Origin of the sequence: Niabella beijingensis, from assembly GCF_020034665.1 — a bacterium.
Taxonomy (GTDB): Bacteria; Bacteroidota; Bacteroidia; order Chitinophagales; family Chitinophagaceae; genus Niabella; species Niabella beijingensis.
The window spans coordinates 1,338,901-1,361,995 of the sequence record NZ_JAIQDI010000002.1; the positions used below are offsets into that span (position 1 = coordinate 1,338,901).

The 23,095-nt window shown below is 37.5% G+C and carries 17 protein-coding genes and 1 pseudogene; 2 read left to right on the forward strand and 16 right to left on the reverse strand.

Going from position 1 to position 23,095, the window contains the following annotated elements:
- Positions 1-103: 103 nt before the first annotated feature.
- The 16 genes and pseudogenes from K7B07_RS21575 to K7B07_RS21650 form a co-directional block, all read right to left on the reverse strand.
- Positions 104-2,215: a bi-domain-containing oxidoreductase gene (locus tag K7B07_RS21575; protein WP_223712617.1), complete on the reverse strand. Its 2,112-nt coding sequence runs from the start codon at positions 2,213-2,215 to the stop codon at positions 104-106.
- A 7-nt stretch (positions 2,216-2,222) separates the two neighbouring features.
- Positions 2,223-2,384 (reverse strand): annotated as a pseudogene (locus K7B07_RS27915) (DapH/DapD/GlmU-related protein); the annotation flags it as partial.
- A gap of 346 nt (positions 2,385-2,730) precedes the next feature.
- Positions 2,731-3,879: a glycosyltransferase gene (locus tag K7B07_RS21585; RefSeq protein ID WP_223712618.1), complete on the reverse strand. Its 1,149-nt coding sequence runs from the start codon at positions 3,877-3,879 to the stop codon at positions 2,731-2,733.
- Between the two features lie 154 nt (positions 3,880-4,033).
- Positions 4,034-6,313, reverse strand: a complete 2,280-nt coding sequence (locus K7B07_RS21590) for a DUF4838 domain-containing protein (RefSeq protein ID WP_223712619.1) — start codon at positions 6,311-6,313, stop codon at positions 4,034-4,036.
- Between the two features lie 2 nt (positions 6,314-6,315).
- Positions 6,316-7,419 carry a glycosyltransferase family protein gene (locus K7B07_RS21595; RefSeq protein WP_223712620.1) on the reverse strand — a complete coding sequence of 368 codons (1,104 nt, stop codon included), beginning with the start codon at positions 7,417-7,419 and terminating at the stop codon, positions 6,316-6,318.
- A complete protein-coding gene (locus K7B07_RS21600) occupies positions 7,416-8,177 on the reverse strand; it encodes a hypothetical protein (protein ID WP_223712621.1) in 762 nt (253 codons plus the stop codon). Before K7B07_RS21600 ends, K7B07_RS21595 begins: the two co-directional genes overlap by 4 nt.
- Before the next feature lie 461 nt (positions 8,178-8,638).
- The gene (locus K7B07_RS21605; protein WP_223712622.1) at positions 8,639-9,916 is read right to left on the reverse strand and encodes an MOP flippase family protein; all 1,278 of its coding nucleotides are present in this window, start codon (positions 9,914-9,916) and stop codon (positions 8,639-8,641) included.
- Entirely contained in the window at positions 9,913-11,046 is a 1,134-nt protein-coding gene (locus K7B07_RS21610; protein ID WP_223712623.1) for a TDP-N-acetylfucosamine:lipid II N-acetylfucosaminyltransferase family protein, read from the reverse strand. Before K7B07_RS21610 ends, K7B07_RS21605 begins: the two co-directional genes overlap by 4 nt.
- Entirely contained in the window at positions 11,033-12,172 is a 1,140-nt protein-coding gene (gene rffA, locus K7B07_RS21615; RefSeq protein ID WP_223712624.1) for a dTDP-4-amino-4,6-dideoxygalactose transaminase, read from the reverse strand. The genes K7B07_RS21610 and rffA overlap by 14 nt, the downstream gene beginning before the upstream one ends.
- On the reverse strand, positions 12,159-12,857 hold the full coding sequence (locus K7B07_RS21620; RefSeq protein WP_223712625.1) for a GNAT family N-acetyltransferase: 699 nt from the start codon (positions 12,855-12,857) through the stop codon (positions 12,159-12,161). Before K7B07_RS21620 ends, rffA begins: the two co-directional genes overlap by 14 nt.
- Before the next feature lies 1 nt (position 12,858).
- Positions 12,859-13,737, reverse strand: coding sequence for a glucose-1-phosphate thymidylyltransferase RfbA (gene rfbA / locus K7B07_RS21625; protein ID WP_223712626.1), 879 nt, complete (start codon positions 13,735-13,737; stop codon positions 12,859-12,861).
- A 13-nt stretch (positions 13,738-13,750) separates the two neighbouring features.
- Complete coding sequence (rfbB, locus tag K7B07_RS21630) at positions 13,751-14,800, reverse strand: dTDP-glucose 4,6-dehydratase (RefSeq protein ID WP_223712627.1); 1,050 nt, start codon at positions 14,798-14,800, stop codon at positions 13,751-13,753.
- Positions 14,801-14,803: 3 nt separating this feature from the next.
- The gene (gene wecC / locus K7B07_RS21635) at positions 14,804-16,015 is read right to left on the reverse strand and encodes a UDP-N-acetyl-D-mannosamine dehydrogenase (RefSeq protein WP_223712628.1); all 1,212 of its coding nucleotides are present in this window, start codon (positions 16,013-16,015) and stop codon (positions 14,804-14,806) included.
- A 5-nt stretch (positions 16,016-16,020) separates the two neighbouring features.
- Positions 16,021-17,142, reverse strand: coding sequence for a non-hydrolyzing UDP-N-acetylglucosamine 2-epimerase (gene wecB / locus K7B07_RS21640; protein ID WP_223712629.1), 1,122 nt, complete (start codon positions 17,140-17,142; stop codon positions 16,021-16,023).
- Positions 17,143-17,642: 500 nt separating this feature from the next.
- A complete protein-coding gene (locus tag K7B07_RS21645; RefSeq protein WP_223712630.1) occupies positions 17,643-20,027 on the reverse strand; it encodes a GumC family protein in 2,385 nt (794 codons plus the stop codon).
- Positions 20,028-20,067: 40 nt separating this feature from the next.
- A complete protein-coding gene (locus K7B07_RS21650; protein WP_223712631.1) occupies positions 20,068-20,919 on the reverse strand; it encodes a polysaccharide biosynthesis/export family protein in 852 nt (283 codons plus the stop codon).
- A 214-nt stretch (positions 20,920-21,133) separates the two neighbouring features.
- Here K7B07_RS21650 and K7B07_RS21655 point away from each other — a divergent pair, with 214 nt between their 5' ends.
- Complete coding sequence (locus tag K7B07_RS21655; protein ID WP_223712632.1) at positions 21,134-22,108, forward strand: acetyl-CoA carboxylase carboxyltransferase subunit alpha; 975 nt, start codon at positions 21,134-21,136, stop codon at positions 22,106-22,108.
- A gap of 80 nt (positions 22,109-22,188) precedes the next feature.
- The gene (dapA, locus tag K7B07_RS21660) at positions 22,189-23,079 is read left to right on the forward strand and encodes a 4-hydroxy-tetrahydrodipicolinate synthase (RefSeq protein WP_223712633.1); all 891 of its coding nucleotides are present in this window, start codon (positions 22,189-22,191) and stop codon (positions 23,077-23,079) included.
- The last annotated feature ends 16 nt before the right edge of the window (positions 23,080-23,095 follow it).

Genomic DNA, 23,095 nt, shown 5'->3' on the forward strand with positions numbered 1-23,095 from the left:
TCAAGACTTTACTGTCGCCTTTTTCTATCTTGTTAATAATAGCTACTATTTTTATAAAACACGGTCGAACCCTAACTGTAATGCGTATTTTTGTTTTTATGGGTTAACCAACTTTAATCCATCCGCCTGTTCGCAAGCTTTCAATGGCTGCGAAGCTAGCTTTGGTTGTATTTACCAGATCTTCAAAAGGGATTAATGAAGCCCCACCGTATTTAACTCGTTCACATAATAACCGGAATTGAGCCGCATGTCCTTTATCAATTGCTGTTTTGAGTTTTGAAAACCCCTTGAACCCATAAGCTTCTGTTAAGCGAAAATTGTTTACCACTGCAGTCCGCTCCTGTGAAAACACTTCAATACGCTCTTTTGGATAGGCTTTGGAGCCGTTACTGAAGTAATTGATAACTCCGGTGCTGCCATTTTCGTAATGTAATAAAATGGAGGCATTGTCAGTGTTCTCCTGTGGCTGGGTTCCCATGGCGTTCATACACACCGAAGTTACTTTACTTCCGGCTAAAAAGCTGATTAGGTCTATATAATGGCAGGCTTCACCAATAATACGACCACCTCCCACTTCAAGATCATGTACCCAAACATCAGGTGGAATATGACCCGCGTTCATTGTGGCTATCACATTTACGGGAGATTGCCCTAATAACGATTTTAATTTTTGAATATGTGGAGAGTACCTTCGGTTAAAACCAACGGTAAGTGTTTTGCTGCCATTATAGGTGGCAATAATAGCATCCAATTCCGTATTGTTTAATGCTAATGGTTTTTCTACAAAGACATGCTTACCTGCTTTCAATGCTTCAATCACCATTGGAGCATGCAAGTTGTGACGAGTCATGATCATGACCAGGTCCACGGTAGGATCCATCAGTATTTCCTGGTTAGATGTCGTGCTTTTTTGAATGCCATATTTTTTTGCTAAAACGGTAGCTGATACTCCTCCCTTGCTGGCAATGGATACTAGAGGGGCCTGGACTTTTTTTAAAACTGGCAACATTGTCATTTGCGTAAAGTTGCCGGCTCCGATGATGCCAATACCACCTGCTCCATTGGTAAAACGGGCTGTTGGAGTAGTAACAACAACATGGCTGTCGTTGCTTTGTTCTGGATATATTAAAAGAGAGGCAATAGAACCTCCATTCATATTATTGTATATTTTCCCGAACTCTTCTAGGGGCACCCTTTCTGTAACCAGGGGAGCTATATCGAGTTTGTGTGTAGCAATAGCAGTCAAAACAGCTTCAAAATTTCGCTTTTCGGTCCAACGAACAAAGGGGAGGGGATAGTCCATTCCTTTTTGTTCATAGTCTTCGTCATAGCGGCCTGGTCCATAGGAGCAGGACACCTGAAAGGTAAGCTCTTTTTCATAAAAATCTGACCGGTTAAGACCCAGACCAATAACGCCAACTAATATAATACGCCCACGTTTACGACTCATCTGAGCCGCTTGAGCAATGATATCATTGGTTTTGGCTGAGGCAGTAATTATTACTCCGTCAGCGCCAGCTTCTAATGTTTGTTCCTTTACAAACTTAACCACGTCACCATCGCCCCTCGGATTAAAAGTGACGATTCCTTTTTGCCGTGCAATCTCCAGTTTCCGGTCATCTAGATCCACACCAATAACCTTACATCCGCTGGCTATCAGCAGTTCTGCGGTGATTAGTCCTATGAGGCCCAGCCCCATAACTACTATAATTTCACCCAGCGTGGGATTACAGAGGCGGATACCCTGTAACCCAATGGCTCCTATAACAGTAAAAGTGGCGGCTTCATCCGAAACAGAATCCGGTATTTTGGCTACCAGATTTTTAGGGACACATACATACTCGGCATGATTGCCATTGGATGCCACGCGGTCACCAATCTTAAATTCGCTAACATTTCTGCCTACTGCCACCACTTTGCCAACATTGCAATAGCCGAGAGGGATAGGCGTTCCTAATTTATTAAATACTGCTTCAAGGGTAGGCATCAACCCCTCTGTTTTTATTTTATCCAGGACTTGCTTTACTTTGTCAGGTTGTTGCCGGGCTTTTTGGAGTAGGTTAGCTTTTCCAAACTCTACCAACATGCGTTCGGTACCAAGAGACACCAAGCTACAGGTGGTTTTTATTAAAACAGTTCCGGAACTAACTTCTGGAGCAGGAATCTCTTCTAGGATTGTTTCGCCCGTTTTAAAGGATTGTATTATTTGCCTCATTTATTGTCTATTTTCTTTTTTTAATTTCCTTTGATGGCACGCCCGCAACAATGGTAAAAGGGGCAACATCTTTTGTAACGACGCTGCCGGCAGCAACTATGGCGCCATCGCCAATAGTTACACCTGGTAAAATGATGCATGATGCTCCAATCCAAACATCTTTTCCAATGGTTACTTTCTTATTATCATGCCCTGAATGAAAAATCTGTCCGCAATTAGGTGGAATTTTGTGATTCCTTGAAAAAATCATTGTTCTGTAGCCGACAAGTGAACGATCACCAATTTCTACTCCGCCTGCGGTAGTTATGAGAACGCCCCAGGCTAAATCTACATTATCTCCTATTGTCAGGTTCCGACCTGGACTTAGCCTTATTCCAGGATAAAAAGTGACCCAGGAACCTACTTTTGCACCAACTGACGCCAAAAAGATCTTTTTTATAGGGTTAAAGATTTTATGTCTTGGTAATGCAAATACCAGATAAGAAAACATTTCAAATGATGAAATGAAAAAATCTTTACTTAATTGTTTTAGATTCATAAATCTTTTTAATAAACCTTAACTGCTCCTTTACTTTTTGCTCGGGTGAAGGAAAGTTCGTCAGTTTTTTTAAACCATTCATAATGAGCCGCTCCGATTTCTGGGGATTTCTTGTCAGATCAATTATTTTATTTGAAATATCCTGGGGATCGTTTCTCGATACATAAATTGCAGCATCATCACAAATTGACGTAGCCCATTCTAAATTTGATATTAGTAATGGTTTTTTATAATACCATGCCTCAATAATATTATTTGAGAAACTTTCCAATAAGCTGAGCAAAATTACAGCATCTATTTGTGAGAAAAGGTTTTCTGTTTCCTCTGGGGGTATCGGACCTATAAATATTATATTTTCTGATACACCAAGTTTCTCCGCATGATTAAATAGAGCGATAGACGATGGATGATCTTTTGAAACTGTTATTACAAAATTAACATCAAAGATGCCTCTCTTCTTTAATTCCAAAATGATAAAGGGTGTTAACTCAATATTTTTATTTTTATGCCATCCAGAAAAAAATAAAACATTATACCCCGATGAGCGAACATATTGGTTTTTGTTAATAGAATTATTTTTAGTAAAGGAATAGGCAGAAATTGAAGGAGGGATATAACATGTATTTTCGAGCGGGTATCCATATAACTCGTGGGCTCTTGTCTGCATACTCAAGTTTTCAAAAATAATCCCGTCTGCGGAAAGTGTTTTTTTTAACCTGATTTTGTCAATAAGTTTAAATTTTGCTCGTTTGAGCCAATTATGGCTGCCCCAAAAAGGAATTTCGGGATAAAATATATTGGAATATGCACAACCAACAACGGTTGTACAATTGCTTCTCAATAAACTAGGCCCAAACATTGTATAAACTACATCAATGTTATTTTTTCTTATGATTCTAGCCACATCAATAGTTTCGAATTTAAGCCTAGCTATGATTGATGGGTTGACTCTAATTACATTTTTCAAGTTAGCGTTCGCTAATATAAAATCGACATGCGTGTCTTTTGTAACGATAAAATAAGAATTGTTAAGTAAATCCTTAGATATCATAATATTTAAAAAATTAGTAGCAACCTGCTGACCACCGCCACTCTTTATTGGAAGAAAATTAAAAAGAGTAATCATTTTTAGTTATTGCAAATTAAACTTTTTGATAAACAATATTGGCATCACTTAATTTATTAAGTGAATGATATTTTGCTTCTTTTTTCGATTGAACCATTTAGGATAATTGGCGTGATTAATTTTTATATTATTTAGTGTATACATTTAGGTTTGATTAGTTTGAAGAATTACTCTTTGCTAATTTGATATTTTGCAGAATTACTTCAGGCTGCCCTTCATTTTTAAAGTTAATTTGTAATGTTATATTCTCCACAGAGGCCATTTTGTCTTGCGGCTCCATTTTAAATTGACAAGTGAGTTGATTTGTTGTTAACTTATTTAAATCGATATGATAGATTGTTGGAAATTTATTTTTAATAACCGTCTTATTCTGCGTTGAAATTTTCAACTCAACTTCAATTGTGCCACTGGTATACTGAATCCGATTGAAATTGAAGGAAACTATATAAACACCATTGCCGCTATATGGCATCAATTGATATATTGCTCCAGACTTCATATTGGTTACATTTACGCCATTTTTGGAGAGCTTAATACTTCCAGTGCTATTATTGCTTTTCCATGTAAACCATTTATAATGTATGGGATTCCCGCTGATAGAACCTTTTGAATCCAATAAATTGTTTGCCTTAGAGATATTACTCGCTTTCTGAATTTGAGATTCAAAAGAATATAGATCTAAGCTATTCATATATTTCAAATAGATGGAATTAAAATTTCCAAGCAAATTATTTTTTGCTTGCATAATTTCGTTTTGAGAAACTCTTTTTGTCTTCATAATTTCATTGTCTATATCTAAGCTTGTTCTTGGATTTTGCCGTATATACATATAATTCAGTTTAGTGAAATTCCAAAATTTAAGTAATTCAGCTGCTCTTTTTTTGTGGATATCATTATCTGCGTTTGATAAGACCTTATTTAACAATTCATCAGAATTTTTTACATAAGCATATGGAATTTCGTAGATATAGGAATAATCAAAAAAATTGAGGTAAGTACCATTAGTATTCCACCAACGTGTATTTTGTATATCTTTTGTCCAAAATTTTCCCCAGATATCATAGAATTGTTTTAAATGAATTGCTGAGTTTTTGCCCACGGCTCTTTCGTACCATGTATTTAGTAATTGTTTAAAATCCTGGTGTGGGTTCCAAAGTAATTTTGTGATAAACCAAATTTTTGGTCCCTCCAAAATATTGGGATATGATTCGGCAACATAATGCCGTACCCCCATTTCTCGAGCTGACTTAAGATAGGTGGCAATCAATTCAAAATCTGTTCTGGGAGTTAAATATGTTCGACCGTAAACGTAATCATACCATCCAATTTGCTTTGATGTTTTCAGCCATTTCTTGGTGTTACTGATATCATAATTTTTACTTTTATTATCAATCCATTTAAGTCGTTCGAAGGTTAGAAATGGAATGATATTATCTTTTAAGTTGAAGCCTGGCGGTGTGGCAGTGTTATAATGAGCGATAAGGCCATAACTTTTATTCGAAAAGCTTCTGTTTAGAATTTCAACTGTTGCGTTTACCCATCGGTAATACGTATCTGAATAGTTATTGTACCCCATTTCATTTTTATTGCCCTTAAAATAACTGGTGTCGAAGTTTTGTGAGTCATTTGTTCCAAATGAATAGGTTGTTACATTGGGGTTTTGCGTAAAAAAGTCTTTTATTTTCTGAGCCGCATATTTTTCACTGCCTTTTGCCGTGAAGTTGGGTTGCCAGGCCTGATCGTTATCATCTTTCGGAATATATTTTTTACCATTAAAAGCAGGGAAAAACTCTAAGTTTGATTCTTTTTTTAATGAAGACGGTCTAAATAATTTATACATATTATGCGAGTACTCAACTCTTTTTCTTATGTAGTTCTTTTTCGCCCATTCTGATAGGTCATAATTATCATATAAATACGCCGGTGATAAATAGCGGGTCAAAAACTCAGGGTTTTCAATCACATTTGTTTCATTTATCACAAGATTTGCCTGTTTGGGGATATCTGTCCATAAGCTGCCAGGGCTTAGCCACAATATACCCAAGAATCTTTCCAGGAATTGATAGACTCCGTATTCGATGCCTGTTTTAGTGTTGCCAGAGATAACAACCTTGTCGTTTCTGACTATTATAACAAAACCATCTTCATCCAAATTACTATAATTAAAGAACTTTTGATCCTCTCCATATCTGATGCCAATTACTATTTGATTCTTATAATTTGCCGGTGCTGTCAACACATTTAGTTGAGCAAAGGTGCTTTGGAAAATATACTTAGAAAGTGTATCAGCAATGTCACGTAAATTGCTGTAATCTTCCTTTTTTAATATAATTTCAGCATTGGGCCGACCATCTTTTACAATAACAATTGGGTTTGCATTGCCAAACATTGCCAATAGCACTATAAAAGCTAGTATTTTAATTTTCTTATACATTATTAAAATATTTGTTCAAATTGAGTTGTTATATTTCTAATGTCATAATCCTCTATATTTATGTTGCTTTGGTATGAAGAAAAATCATAATGAAGAAATTGATCCAATAGGTTAATATTAAGTTGATCCTGATTGAAATTAAATATAGGTCTTCCTGTTAACAAGTAATCAATAAGCTTGCTTGGGCTTTGAACAGAATTAAAGTTGTCCTGGTTAATCAAGAAATCCATCGAACTCAATTCGGGAATTAAATCTTGTCTGTTAATGGGGGGCCTGATTTCGATTTTGCTCCCCAATTTATCCACGTAGTTATTGAGAAGAAGAAGATTATCCTGAGTGTTTTTTATGTATAATATAAACTTAAAATCAGATTGTTCTAATTTACAAAGATAGTCGAAAAGTATCTTTGGGTCTCTGATATTTTGATAGAAATTGCCGGCAAAAGCAAAGGTGGGGATCTTATTCTTCCTATATTCTTTTAATTTTATTTTAGAGAAATCGAATCCTTGGGGAATAATTCTTATTTTTTCTTTATCCTTCAGCCAAAGATATGCAGGTAGGCTTTTGATTGTAGGTATTGTTATAAAATCGAATTTATTCATGATCTTTTTTTCGATCCATCTAAAGTACGGAGCAACAATAGATGTTTTATTAAATTTCGAGAACGGGTCACCATAGTCCGCAATATATCTTTCTGCTATATTATTGCTTTTAATTTGTCTTCCAACCGCCCAATGAATATGAAATGGTAATCCAATGGAGATCAAAACATTATATTTTTTTTTGAAGATTAATTTAGCTTTCAGTTTAATAAACAAACTGAAAAGAGTACCAGTTGTAAAATAAAATACACATTTCTTTAAAAATGATTTTAACGGGTTTGCGTTAGCGGACTTTCGCGGCTGTGTTTCTGCAATATGCCAGGCATTTAGATAAAATACATTCAAATTTTTTTCTTGAAAAATTGTATCAAAATTCTGGGTTGCTGAATAAACGTCAACATGGTAGCCTCTCCTGGATAACTCTAAACTTAATTCCGTAGCTCTAAAAGCACGAGGTGTTTGCAACGGGTGATAATATCCTGTGACTATTGCAATTCTTTTCATTGTTTTTTAATAGTGAATTGAGATCTATTTTGATTGACAAAATAAATGTAGTATAAAATAGTTATAAACAGAATAGTATTATGCCTGTAAAGGGCGTCTATATTTAGCGATGCCAAAAGAAAGATCATCATTAAGAATCTAAAGCCTTTATGTAGTGTTTTGTCTAAAAAATAGGTTTTAAAAATAATAGCAACAATAATAAATGGCAGAATGCCGCATCTGAAGATAATATTAACAAAGGACGTATCTGTGTATTTCATTGGAGTTCCGCTTTTCCAGTGGTATGTAAAAATTCCCAAATCATAAGGGATTCCTATTATCCAGTATCCTTGAATAAAGCGATTATAAATTCCTTCATAAATGACATCTCTATTCCCTTTAATTGTACTTTTATAAATAGTATTGTCACCTATAAAAATAGAGAGAATTCTTTTATCCATCTGTTTTTGAACGAAAGGGAAGGTCGCATAAATTTGAAATATAATAAGAATGGCAAGAAGGATAAAGAAAGACATATAAAAAATTTTCTTTATTGACATATCACGTGTAAGATTGTAAATAATTACTACAAACAATATAAATAGGTAAGTTCGGTTAAATGCTGTGATGAGTGCTGCTATGCTGATCGCAAAAATCATTTTTTGCCAGAACTTACTATTATACCAAGATTTTCTTTTCTCGGTTAATAAGTAAGCACCAATAATACCAAAAGAAACATTATCATTAAAAAGCCTTCCGGAATATTCGAATGAGCTCATGACGATATCGCTATCTGTCTGATTTGCAGAATGTAGAAAAGGAAGAGGAATAATTGTATTAATAACTGACAGTAATATAGAGATAAGGACTGAATATAAGAGCGCCTTCCATGTTGACTGCAGGTCAATTCTGAAACCTGTATGTAAGAAAAGAAGTGCACAAAATAACGGTATTCCTAACCGAAAAGACTTTGTACTGTCTGAAAATGATTGCAAATAAAATATAGGTTTTAGCAAAAATTCATTGAATAATGTAACAATAAAGAAACAAATAATGAGAGGCCTGAATTTATTTTTTAGAGGGTATCTAGTTGGGCCAAAAAAATTTAAAATCGTTAATATTAATATGGTTATCTCCCCGATAGATAGATTTAGTTGCCCAAAATTAATGAAGAAACTCCTATTCGTCGGTGACGAAAATCCTATGAATAATATGATACAGAATAAATAGTTAATTAACTTCATATCTTAAAATTAAAGTTAATTCGAAAACTAGCCTTAATGTATTCTGTTAATGTAATTGTTGTTAGTCTCTTTATTAAAAACCACCAACTTGGTACATAAAGGAGTATCTGTGTAATTGTTAATGAAGTACAAATTCCAATGGTGCCCCAAAAAGAGCCAATATATACCGACAATGGGGTAATAAAAAGCGTAAATAAATTCCATTTGAATTCTAAATCTGTTCTTCCCGTAGCAACGACTAAGCTACCCACGGGATTTCCGATGGCCCTAAAAATCATATAGACGGATAATACTCTTACTAAAATTGTAATATTGTCATAACCATTCCCGTAAAGAATGCCAACGACAAAATGAGCAAAAACAATTATTCCTACATATACTGTAACATTAACAGTTGATATAGAATTCAAAAGTTTAAGGTAGTTGTGCTTCAGTAAATCTTTATTATCCTGCATTTTTGCCAGTACCGGACCTGCCACTTTCATTACTATCGGGTTGATGAATTGAAAAGGCCTGAACACGAGTTGCTTAGCCAAACTATAACCACCTAATATATCTGTTGAAAATAGTTTACCAATTATTAATATATCGAGATCTCTATTAAAGTAGTTAGCAATTTGTCCTCCCACTTGATACATGCCAACATTAATGAATGGTTTTGTGATAGTATAATTGAAATAGAAGGTGGGAAGTCTTTTCTTTGCAAAGCCTATAAAAATATAGATGAAATTCGATACAAAATATTGCAGAACTGTTGATAAGACGAGGGCATATATTCCAAAGTTAAAATATGCAAGTACTATAGCTAGAGTAATGGAACAAATAGCAGAAAATATTTCAGTAAAACTTACTATTTTGAAATTAAGATTTTTTTGCTCTACAACTTTGAATTGTCTTCCCAATCCATTGAACAGGATAATCAGGCCGGTTATGGGGATTAACTCCTTAAGTATTTCTAAATTGTAAAATTTAACAATGAGAGGACTTAAGAGTAATAATAGTGCATATAGCGCACTACTGAAGATTAGATTTAGCCAATAAAGACTGGAATATTCCTTTTTATTCATCTCTTGCTTATGGAGAATGGCTGTTGAAATGCCCATATCGTTGAATAGCTCCAAAAAGTTAATGATAAATGTTAAAATCGCAATAATTCCAAACATATCTTTCGATAAAAAGCGAGTTAAAATCGAGACCCTTAAAATGGCAACAACAGCCAGTATTATAGAACTGATTGTTGTCCATTTTAGTCCTTTCATCACCTGTTTCTTCATGATAAGAGATTTAATAAATTCGCCAGATCTTCTTTTACAGCTTTTTCATTGAAGATTCGGTTTAGAATTTTCTGGTTGGAGAGCACTTCGGTTTTTGCCAATTTCTCATTACCATACTTGATAAAATCCCGCTCTAAATCGAATACAAAAATTCCAATCCTTCGTAAAAATTGATATGCAGGATTTAGAGGAGATAGATAGATCCGGGCCCCCATATAAAGCATAGGAATTATATTTCCCATTGCTTGTTGTCTATAATGATAAAAAACGCCGGTACTACAAGTTTGGAGCAATTCTACATAAACGGAACGTTGTATAAATTCTAGCAGAGGGTGAAAGTTTGCAAATAGCGCTTTCCCCTGTTCAATAATTTGTTTCTTGTAGAAATCGTTTTGTCCGTAATTCAGAGGTATGATTATTTTAGCTATTTGAGAAACAGGGTTTAAGTTTAAAATTTCAAAAGCATCCAAATGATTGCATTCATAGGTGTTAGAATTTCCAACTAATATATTTGTAGCATTGTGATTTAGTTGTATATTTTTAAACCCGGCAAGATATTGATCCAGTGAGCTAAAAGATGTCTGAAGGAATTGCATCCTATTGGGATAGTATTTAGCTAAATAATCCACATCTTCTTTTATATAAGTACAGATGTAGTCAATCTTGTCTAAATTCCTTTTAATATTGTTGCTTTTAGTGAAAATATTTTTTATTATTTTTTTATATTCTACTGCGTTAAACTGATGAAAAAGGCGTCGTGCATATAGAGATTTGGTAAGAGGGGCTAGCAAATGCCCTTTTATCTTTTTTAAATTATAAATGTCAAACCCCCAAGGGATCCAGGCGATTTTGACATCAGTTTTTTCAATGTTGTGTAACAGTCTAAAGGCCTCTGATGAAATCGCATGAAATATTATGCCATGTGCATTAAACTTCTGTATCAAGTTATTTAATGATTCCCCTGCATATTTGAAAATATTATCTGAGTTCGCCCGGACATGGTAGTACCTTTTATCCTTTGAGTTTGTAAAAACAACGAATATCTGTCTGTCGAAAGAACTAAAGTTTTCGATTATATTATCTGTTATCTTTTCGTCATTAATAAAGTGTAAATAGCTACCCTTTGACATCTGTAATAATTTTAATTATTTCACTTATTTGTTGCGGGGTAAGTTCATAATATAGAGGAAGTCTTAAAAGATTGTTTGAGAACCGATCGCTTTGAAGAAGATCTCTTCCATCGTGCTTTTTTTGATAATAGGGGCTTTTGTGGAGACTTAAATAATGAAAAACTGCATGAATGTCATGGTCTTTTAATTGTTGAATAATTTCAGAGCGTTGTTCCATTGATTTGCAAACTATATAGAACATATGTGCATTGTTCGTGGCGAAAGAAGGGATGTTGGGCAATTGTACACAATATTGTTCCGCCCAGTTCTTCAAGCCATCATAGTACATTTGCCAATGCTGTTTTCGACGATCCTGAATGTCTTCAAGATTCTCTAACTGCGCCCATAGAAATGCCGCAATTGTTTCGGAAGGCAAAAAGGAAGAACCAATATCGACCCATCCATATTTATCAACTTCTCCGCGAAAAAAAGCTGAACGATTAGTTCCCTTTTCCCAAATAATTTCAGAGCGTTTAATAAAACGTTCATCATTGACGGCTAATAATCCTCCTTCTCCAGATATAATATTTTTAGTTTCATGAAAGGAAAAGGCTGCTAGATGCCCGATGGATCCAAGCGCTTTACGTGAACCATCGCTAAAGGTATAATAACTATCGATAGCCTGTGCGGCATCTTCTACTACAAGCAAATTGTGTTTTGAAGCAATATTCATTATTTTTTCCATATCACAAGCAACACCAGCGTAATGTACGGGAACAATAGCCTTTGTATTTTTATTAATCAATGCCTCAATGGCATCTTCGTCCAAGCCAGGTTGATCACTCTTACTGTCAATAAAACGAATTACAGCTCCCCGCAGTACAAAGGCATTCGACGTAGACACAAATGTATAGGAAGGCATAATGACTTCGTCTCCCGGTTCAATATTTGCTAATATAGCTGCCATTTCTAAAGCATCTGTGCAAGAGGTAGTCAATAAGCATTTTTTGAATCCATATTCATCTTCGAAAAATTGCTGACACAGTTTAGTATATTTGCCGTTGCCGGATAATTTTCCGGTATGAACGGCGTCGTACATATAGTGCGCTTCTTTTCCTGTTAAATAAGGTTTATTAAACGGTATCATAATTCCAAATGTGATAAATATATGTCAAATTGTGTAATATAAAATTGTTTGATTCATATAATTTTGTAGCTGGTGTATTGTCTAGTTGAGTAATCACCTGCATTTTTTGAAAGCCCATATCTATGGCTTTTTGCTTTACAAAATTAATCAAATTAGTAGCTACTTTTTTACCTCGGGCAGAAGCTCCAACAGCCAATAACCCAATTTCTGACACTTCCCGGCTTTTCCGGCCTAATGTTATAAACCCGATTATTTGATTATTTTCTATTGCAATGAATACTCCTAAGGGGGCCTCATCTTTTAGAGAATTCTCTATCCATTTAGTATAAAGTCTTTCAAACTCACGGTCTCTAAAATTCTTATCAAGAAAAAACCTGGAGTATGTCCCACTTTCCAGAGTTAGTTGCAGAAGTGTTGAATAATTGTGAGCGTTGGCATCAAAAGGAAGAATCTGGTATTTATTATTTTCTATCGTTTCTGGCTTGTTGTTTAAAAGAGTGACATAGCAGGCCTTTTTGTCAACAAGCTTATTGCTTATCTCATTTATTGGTTGCTCAGAAAAAACGTAAATTAATCTGAACTCTGAGGGAAGTATTGAAATAGCAGCCCCCTCATTATAGTCAATCCTTCCGACTTTATAACCGAAGAATTCAGTATCCCATTCCAAAACTTCAATGCGGCTCATGTTATTTCAAGTTTAATACTTTTCTTTTTATATAATCATAATAATCGCCTTTCATGGAATGCACCTGTTTTTGTAAAGTCTCAGATGTGATCCAATTGTATCTTACTGCGATTTCCTCAACACAGCCTATTTTTAAGCCAGTTCTTTTTTCAACAGCTTTAACAAATTCTGTAGCTTCTGTTAGTGACTCATGTGTGCCCGTATCTAACCAAGCAAAACCCCTGCTCAGGGTTTTTAATTTTAGTTGCCCTGAAATTAGGTAGTGTTGGTTTACTGTAGTGATTTCTAACTCTCCACGCGCGGAGGGGTTTATGTTCTTTGCGACTTCTACAACAGAATTGGGATAGAAATATAATCCTACTACTGCATGATTGGATTTAGGATGTGTTGGCTTTTCTTCGATAGACAGCACAGTACCATTGTTATCAAATTCAGCTACACCATAACGTTCGGGATCTTCAACATAATATCCGAACACGACGGCATTTGTATGCTGTTGTACGCCTATTACAGATTCCGCCAATAATTTTTGAAATCCCGCGCCATAGAAAATATTATCTCCTAAAATCAGACATACATCGTCCTGCCCAATAAATTTTTCTCCAATAATAAAAGCTTGTGCCAATCCATCCGGACTGGGTTGTTCAGCATAATGAAGTTGCACACCCAATCTGGAGCCATCTCCTAGGAGCTTTTTAAAGTTGGGCAGGTCATCAGGTGTTGAAATCACTAATATTTCTCGGATTCCAGCCAGCATGAGCACTGATAATGGGTAATATATCATTGGCTTATCATACACGGGAAGTAGTTGTTTTGACACCGCTATGGTTAAAGGGTGCAGCCGGGTTCCGGAACCTCCCGCTAATATAATTCCTTTCATAACTCTAGATCAATTAGACAGTATACTGCATTTTATAATATTGCTGATAATCTCCTGAGGTGATGTCGTTCAACCATTCCTGGTTTGATAAATACCAGTCAATAGTTTCGCTCAAACCTTGCTCAAATGTAACGGAAGGACTGTAACCAAGCTCCCGGTTTATTTTCGTAGCATCAATAGCATACCGAATGTCGTGCCCCGGGCGGTCTTTCACAAACGTAATAAGCTGTTCTGAAGTGCGCTCCGGCCTACCCAGTTTCTCATCCATTTGCTTACAGAGTTCTTTTACCAAATTAATATTCTGCCATTCATTAAATCCTCCTACATTGTAAGATTCGCCATTCTTCCCTTTATGATAAACCAAGTCAATAGCTCGGGCGTGATCAATTACAAATAGCCAATCTCTGGTAAATTTACCATCACCGTAGATTGGAAGTGGCTTATTATGAAGAATATTGTGGATGCAAAGTGGAATCAATTTCTCTGGGAAATGATTCGGCCCGTAATTGTTGGAACAGTTTGTCAAAACAACTGGCAACCCGAATGTATCATGATAGGCGCGCACAAAATGATCCGAAGACGCTTTTGACGCGGAATACGGTGAATGAGGATCATACCTGCTAGTCTCTGTAAATAGACCAATCTCACCCAATGAACCATAAACCTCGTCTGTAGATACATGGAGGAAACGCTTTTCGTAATAATGATCTTCCCATATTTCTTTTGCAGCATTTAGTAAATTAACGGTACCAATCACATTTGTCATTACAAACGCCACCGGGTTTGTTATCGACCGGTCTACATGAGACTCTGCGGCCAAGTGAATCACCCCATCCGGTTGGTGTTCTTTAAAAATCTCAACAATCTTATTAGCATCTGTAATATCAGCCTTAACAAATTTGTAATTAGAACGCTCTTCTATATCCCTTAGATTTCCCAGATTTCCGGCATAAGTTAAAGCGTCCAGATTGATAATTTGATATTCTGGATATTTATTTACAAATGTCCTGGTTACATGGGAACCAATAAATCCTGCACCACCTGTTATGATAATTGATTTCATTGTTTATTTATTTGTAACACCACAAAAGTCGAGTATGATTTTTTCGGCTGGAATATTCAGATTTTTAAATTCTTTGTGCGCTACTAGAAAGACCACTATATCTGCATTATTGAGGGCCTCTACATAATTTGTTAATTTAAATAAATTATGCTCTGAAATATTAGGCTCAACTACAAAATATTCTTCGTCGTTGGCATCCTGCAAAATACGCTGTACAATATATTTGGCAGGTGATTCACGTAAATCATCAATATTTGGCTTAAAGGCCATGCCCATTAATGCGATTTTGGGTTCTTGGTTGTTTTTTAGCTGATACTCCTTTCGGGCTTCTTTTACTTTTTCTGCACACCAAAATGCCTTGTGATTATTGATTTCTCTGGCTTTCCCAATAATGCGAGACTCTAATGGGAACTCCGATACGATAAAATAAGGGTCCACAGCTATGCAGTGCCCACCAACCCCGCAACCAGGCTGTAAAATATTCACCCGGGGATGTTTATTGGCCAGGCGAATTAGTTCCCAAACATTAATGCCGGCTTTGTCACAAATCAATGATAATTCATTGGCAAAAGCTATTTGTACATCTCGGGAAGAGTTTTCAGTTAATTTACACATTTCGGCAGTACGTGCATTTGTAGAGTGTAGTTCTCCTTTTACGAACTGGCCGTAAAAAGCCTTCGCCTTTTGTGTCGAATCATCATTTACTCCGCCTATAACTCTGTCATTGTGTACCAATTCATACATTACGTTCCCTGGTAATACCCGCTCGGGGCAGTAAGCAACATAAATTTTATCCTGGAGTTCAGGACGTTTTGCAAAAATGAGGGCCATCATTTTTTCTGTAGTTCCTACAGGTGAAGTAGATTCTATAATATAGAGATCACCTTCTTTCAATAAGGGCAATATCGCTTCAGTAGCCGCCTGAACATAGGAAATGTCGGGTTCATGATCTCCTTTGAATGGAGTAGGAACTACAATTAAATATGTATTTGCCTGTACTGGCCGCGTGCCTGCTTTTAAAAATCCTTCCTGAACTGCTTTTGCAACTGCTTTATCCAGCTCGGGCTCCACAATATGAATTTTTCCGGCATTAATAGTTTCCACTACATGTTGTGAAATATCTACTCCATGCACTGGTATACCACTATTAGCAATGAGTGCTGAAGTTGGTAGACCAATATATCCCAATCCTACAGTAACAACTTTTGCTTGCATTTCTTTTATTTTAATTTTTTAATAAAGTTGACAATTCGCTCACAGGCCTTCCCGTCACCATAGGGATTATGAAGCGCCGACATCTGTTCGTATCGTTCTTTACTATCCAATAATGACTGTGTTTGGAAAATAATTTTTTGTTTGTCAGTGCCTACTAAAATTACAGTACCAGCCTCCACGGCTTCCGGCCGTTCTGTTGTATCCCGCATTACCAGTACCGGTTTCCCCAGACTGGGAGCCTCTTCCTGTACACCTCCTGAGTCCGTAATAATGATGTAGGCTTGGTTCATCAACCAAACAAACGCCGGGTACGCTAAGGGCTCTATTAATTTTATATTATTGATACCGGACAGAATCTCGTATACCGGACCTTTTACATTAGGATTCAGGTGGACGGGGTAGATAATCTGCACATCAGGATTGGCTGTAGCAATTTGTTTCAATGCTTCACAAATATTGATAAATCCCTGACCATGATTTTCCCTGCGATGCCCGGTCACCAGTATGAGTCTTTTATCCGGATTGACTATATCTTTTAATTGGCTGATATCTGCGTTATTTAATTGTTGTACCCGGGCCGAGCTATCGAACAATGCATCAATAACTGTATTTCCAGTAATTAAAATAGCCTGCGGCGATATATTTTCTTGTATGAGATTTTCTTTTGAAGTATGGGTTGGGGCAAAATGGAAATCACAAATTCTGCCAGTTACCTGCCTATTTATTTCTTCCGGAAACGGAGAGCGTTTATTGTGAGTTCTAAGCCCCGCTTCTACATGACAGATCTTTGCTCCCGAATAAAAAGCTGCTATACTTGCTGCCATGGTAGTAGTAGTGTCTCCATGGACATAGACAAAATCCGGTTTAAACGCTTCAAGTACAGGCTTTAAACCTGTAAGAATGTCAGCGGTCAGTGTATACAGATTTTGGTTGGGTTTCATTAAATCCAAGTCAAAATCTGGTGTAATCTCAAAAAAATCCAATACCTGATCTAGCATTTCCCGATGCTGTGCTGTTACACAAACTTTGGTATCGAATTGATCGGGGTGTTTTAAAAACTCTTTTACCAAAGGCGCCATTTTAATAGCCTCAGGGCGTGTTCCAAAAACAATTAAATTTTTTTTCATAAATAGAGTTATAATAGAGCGTCAATTTTATCGGCAATAGATCCTTTAGTTATAGTATCATTACCTCTAGTATAATTGCTTCAAATTTAACAGAGGACGGTTCTGTCTGGTTTTTGTATCTGTATTGTGAGGCAAATAAACAAGCCCGGCTTATCTTAGAAAACAACCTCGATAACAGTTTATCCAAGAGTATTTATCCAATTCTGTTTTTTATCTCAGATTGTTCTGCCACAAAGAGCTAACTCGCATACTTGGTAGTTTTGCAAGGAGAGGAGGACCTGTTATATCTTCTGCCCTAAAATATGACTAAGTTCCCTTGATCGAAGTGTTGTTGGTATATACAAACAACACACACTCGTATTATGATTTGCCAACGGCTTATTTTGAGAGACAGGGAATGTTGATAATGATAGAGTCTTTGATCGGTCTTCGCGACCGGTCAAACAGTATTCATTATCATTTGATTTTTGCCCATCTAATGTTCAAATATCCTATTCCTATTATTTAAAAAGGCTTCTTATCATTTTACCCAGACTTCTTTTCGTTTTTACATCATTGTCTCCATAACCATACCCATAACCATAGCCATAACCATAACCGTAAGAGTTTTGGGGTTTGGCATCATTCAGTACTATCATCAAATGATTAAGCTTCTTATTGCTATAAATGTCCTGTACAATATTCAACTGCTCCTTAAAGGTGTAGTTATAGCGTACGACATAGGCGCTGATATTAGCAAAATTACCCAACGTGAAGGCATCCGATACCTGGCCCACTGGCGGACAGTCTATAATAATATGATCATACTCTTGTTTCAGGAAATTAAAGAGTTCGACTATTCGTTCGCTCAACAAAAGCTCTGAAGGGTTTGGTGGAATGGGTCCTGATCCAATTACATACATTCCTTTCAATTCCCGTACAGGCTGAACTAGATCGGCAGGGCTAAGGCTTCGATCTATTACAAAATTGGAAATACCTCTGGATGAAGGTATCCCTAAGCCTTTTAATAATTTGGGTTTGCGCAGGTCAAATTCTAACAATACCACCTTCTTCCCACTCAAAACCAAACTGGCCCCCAGATTGGTACAGAAAAAGGTCTTTCCTTCTCCGCTCATACTGGATGTGGTTAAAATTACTTTATCTTCTTCCCCTGAAGTAGCAAATTTCAGATTGCTGCGGATTAAACGGAACATTTCCGAGATAGGAGAGCGCGTATTTTCCTTAACCACTAATTCTTCATCTGATTGAGCATGCATGATCTCTCCGAGAATGGGAATGTTAGTACGGATTAGGATGTCCTTTTGCAAACGTACTTTGTCATTTAAGAGATCTCGTATGTACATGATAGCAAAAGGAATCAAAATGCCAGCTATTATTGCGCCAAGATAGATCAGCATTTTCTTGGGAGAAACTGGTTTATTGTCTGCTGCAGTATCATCAATGATCCGGGAATTAGATACCGTTGCTGCCAAGGAGATCAAGGACTCTTCTTTTTTTTGCAACAAATACTGATAGATGGTTTGTTTAATACCTTGTTCCCGTTGGATTTCCAGCAATTGCCGTTCCACCGCCGGTACAGTTTTTATTTTGGACTGAAACTGCCCATAGTCTTTGTCAATGAGCCCCTGAGTTACATTTACTCCCTTTTGCAGGTTGCGGATATTTTCGGAAATGCTTTTGCGCACCGTGCTGATACTTTTATCAATGTTCTGTACCAGTATATTGTCTGGTTCTACTGTTGTCAGCGTCTGCTGCCGTTTTAATTGCAAGTCATTAAAACTCTGGATCAAGCCATTAAGGGTAGGGTCCTGGATTCCTAGAGAAGTAGGTACTAAGGTATGCTCATTTCCCGGTTTGCTGATATATGTCTGAAGAGAAGTAAGAATGGATGCCTGTAGTTTGGCATCTTCCATTTTTTGATAAAGCCCCTGAGTCTGAGTCATGTATTGGTTAATATCCGAGGTCACATCAGTGATCTGATTTTTTTCTTTAAATTCGGATACCTTTTTTTCCACCCCAGAGAGCTCACCCACCAAAGTACGCAGACGATCATCAATAAAAGCCACGGTATTCCGGGAAACGATATTCTTATCATCGACCGCATCCTGGTTATAAACTTCGATAAGTTTATTGATAATGTCTATGGCTTTTTGAGAAACAGGGTCCTTAACTGTAATTATAATAGTGCTTGTCTGTTGATCACTTACGTCAATCGATAAGTTTTTTGCATAAGCTGCTGCGTATTCTTTAATGTTATTGAAACGAAGCAGGATCTTATCGTCTGAAAACCGATAGTTTGGGTTGGGGTTGATGCTAAAAGTTCCGAAAGGCATTTGTATTTTTTGCCCGAAACGGAAGGTCTTTGAGCTACCGGCATCTTCTGTCAAGATAAATTCCGAACGAGGCTTATTTACTGAAATTGAATAATTCCCAATCCCTCTTTTTAAAAGGGAATCTTCGTAAAGTGTATCAATGTTGATGATAAAAGGCCTGTTTCTCCCGTAAGCTTCAGAAGTGCGTATGTTCCCCTGCACAAATTGGGTGGGTTGTAAGTCCGGCAACTGCCGGAGAGTTCTCTGTAAGAGGCTTTTACTCTTAAGTACGCGTACTTCATTGTCTACGCTTTTAGTTGTATTAAATATGTCAAGGTCCTGAAACATTTGCATCGCATCAGTGCCTCCGCCCCCTTTTTTATCATCCTTTACTAACAGCTCCGCGCTTGTTTGATAGACTGGCGTAGTGTAACGTAGATAAAAAAAAGCGAGGACCAGACATGTAACTATCCCAAGTACAAACCAGTACCAGTTGCGTGTGTAACGGGTGATCTCCGCACGTAAATTGATTTCCTTGGGTTGTTCAACAGATACTACAGATTCTTCGTTCATTAGAAAGCGTAAATTATTGTTATAATTGCAAGATCTTTAATTAGCGCAACAGTGAAGCCAGGATCACAGCGATCGCTGAAATACCTGCTGTGGCAATAGGGACCCAGCGATAATTGCTGGCATCTACCTGCTTAGCTTTAAGGTTATTCTCCGGTTGCACATATACCACATCGTTCTGCTGAAGGTAGAAGTAGGGAGAGGTAAATACATTTTTGTCAGTCAGGTTAATGCGCTGCATGGTCCTGGTGCCATCTTTTTCCCGGATCACCAATATATTTTCCCGGATGGCATAGGGCGTAAGGTCCCCTGCCATTCCCAAAGCTTCTAATACATTCACCCGCTCATCAGGAACTGTAAATGATCCAGGGCGTGCTACCTCTCCGATCACCGTCACTTTATAATTAAGAAACTTTAGATTTACAATTGGATCCTTGGCTGTTTTGGCTACTTCGGCTGTTATCTTGTCCTGAGCTTCTTTGCGGGTGAGTCCGGCAATATCTATTTTCCCAAGTACCGGAAGATTTACCTGACCTTTTTCGTCCACAAGATATCCGCTTCGTGTCGCATCAAAGCTATTTGTATTATAAGTATTAACAGTAGTATTTGCTGCGCTGCTCTGAGTTGTAACCAGTGATTGCGGGGGTGCTCCAGAACTGAAAAGCTGATTGTATTCAGGACTTAGAGTGGTAATATTAATGCCCAAGATGTCCCCTTTTTCGATCTTTGCAGCCATCTTATTGACAATCTGCGTGGTATCGCCTTCCGGCGGGAGGTTGTTAAAATACACAAGATTCCTGTTAGTACGGCAGGATGTCATCGCCAGTACGGTGAAAGCAAGTATAACACACACTCCTTCCCATGTTTTAAAGGGGGCGTTTTCACGTATTTTCATAAAATAACGAGGTTTCAAATGAATAGTTTGCAAATATAAACGGTGAGGGGATAAGAAACGGATTTTTAAAAAAGTTTTATTTAGACACTATTACATATGTATGTTAACATGATATTATCATTAAACGGATTACTTATTGTTAATGTTTTTAGCGAAAATTTCGACTTATCCTTCAGAAATTCTTAATTTCGACGCGTAATAAGAAGAAAAAATTATGCCACAAGATCAGGTTAGACAATTTTTGGATTTTGAAAAGCCGATTAAGGACCTTTTAGACGAGATTCAGCTGACAAAGGAACGTACTGAAAAGACAAAAATCGATCTTTCTGACCAGGTGGTTCAATTGGAACATAAGGTAGCGGAAACGCGCAGGAGTATCACCCAGAACCTTACTGACTGGCAACGTGTTCAGCTGAGCCGGCATCCGGATCGTCCCTATACACATAAGTATATAGAATTGATGACGGAAAACTATGTGGAATTATACGGTGACCGCAATATTAAAGACGATAAAGCAATGGTCGGAGGCTTCGCAACCATTGATGGTCATACAGTTATGATCATCGGGCAGCAGAAAGGTTCAAATACGAAGAAACGACAGCTCCGCAACTTTGGAATGGCAAATCCTGAAGGCTACCGGAAAGCATTGCGACTGATGAAACTGGCGGAAAAATTTAACAAACCGATAATAACGCTGATCGACACCCCGGGCGCATTTCCCGGACTGGAAGCAGAGGAGCGGGGCCAGGGTGAAGCAATTGCCCGGAATATTTATGAAATGATGCGCCTGAAAGTACCGGTGATCTGTGTAATCATTGGCGAAGGTGCCAGCGGCGGTGCCCTGGGTATTGGCGTCGGAGACCGGGTTTTTATGATGGAAAATACCTGGTATACGGTGATTTCTCCCGAAAACTGCTCTACCATCTTATGGAGAAGCTGGGATTTTAAAGTAAAAGCAGCCGAACAACTGAAGCTGACCTCCTCAAAAATGAAAGCGTTCGGACTGATCGACGGCATTGTGCCGGAACCGGATGGAGGGGCACACTGGGATTATGCAATCGCTGCTCAAAACCTTAAAAAGCAATTGATTGCGTCTTTGGATGAGTTGAGACCGATCGATCCGCAGCAGCGGATCAATGAACGGATCGATAAGTTCTCCAAAATGGGTTTCTGGGAAGAGTATAAATAAAGGTCCCGCCGAACCATAACTACCATTAAATTTCAAATTCAAAATCTAAGATCCGTAGCCCGGATCTCAAATCTAAATAAATGTCACTACAGGAAAAATTTACAGGAACCGGCATCGCCATTGTTACGCCATTTAATGACGACCGATCGATCGACTGGGCAAGTTTCGAAAAACTGATCAATTTTTGGATCGAAAATAAGGTGGAATACCTGGTTGCAGTTGGAACTACCGGAGAAAGTGCCACTCAAACCCGCGAAGAAGAACAGGAGGTGTTTGACTTTGTAAAAAAAATAACAGGGGGAAGGGTGCCGCTTGTTGCAGGGGTTGGCGGCAATGATACCCGTGAAGTACTGGAAGCTTTCGGGAATATGAAGCTGGATGGCTATGACGCGATACTTTCCGTATCTCCTTACTACAATAAACCCCGCCAGGAAGGGATCTATCAGCATTATAAGGCATTGAATGATGCGGCACCGTTGCCGATAATTATGTATAATGTACCGGGACGTACAGGAATGAGCGTTTCCGTAGAAACCACATTGCGTATTGCCCATGACTGCAAAAATATCTTTGCTACCAAGGAAGCCTCCGGCAGTTTTGAACAGGTGAACCAGATCATGAAAGCAAAGCCTGCAAACTTTATGGTGATCAGCGGGGATGATGCGATTACCCTGCCAATGATCGCCTGTGGCGCAAAAGGCCTGATCTCTGTAGTGGCCAATGCTTATCCCAAAGAGTATTCGGATATGGTACGGCTTTGCCTGGCAGGAAAATTTGAGGCAGCACTTCCCCTGCATTTAAAATATTTAGATATGGTGGATGCCCTGTTTAAAGAAGGCAGTCCTTCAGGAGTAAAGTATGCGCTGCATAAAATGGGGTACTGTAAAAATACCATGCGGCTCCCTGTTGTTCCTGTAAGTAAAAATCACGAAGAACGTATTGATCAACTGATGGCAGTGATCGCAAATTAGCAGTCAATAACAGAGC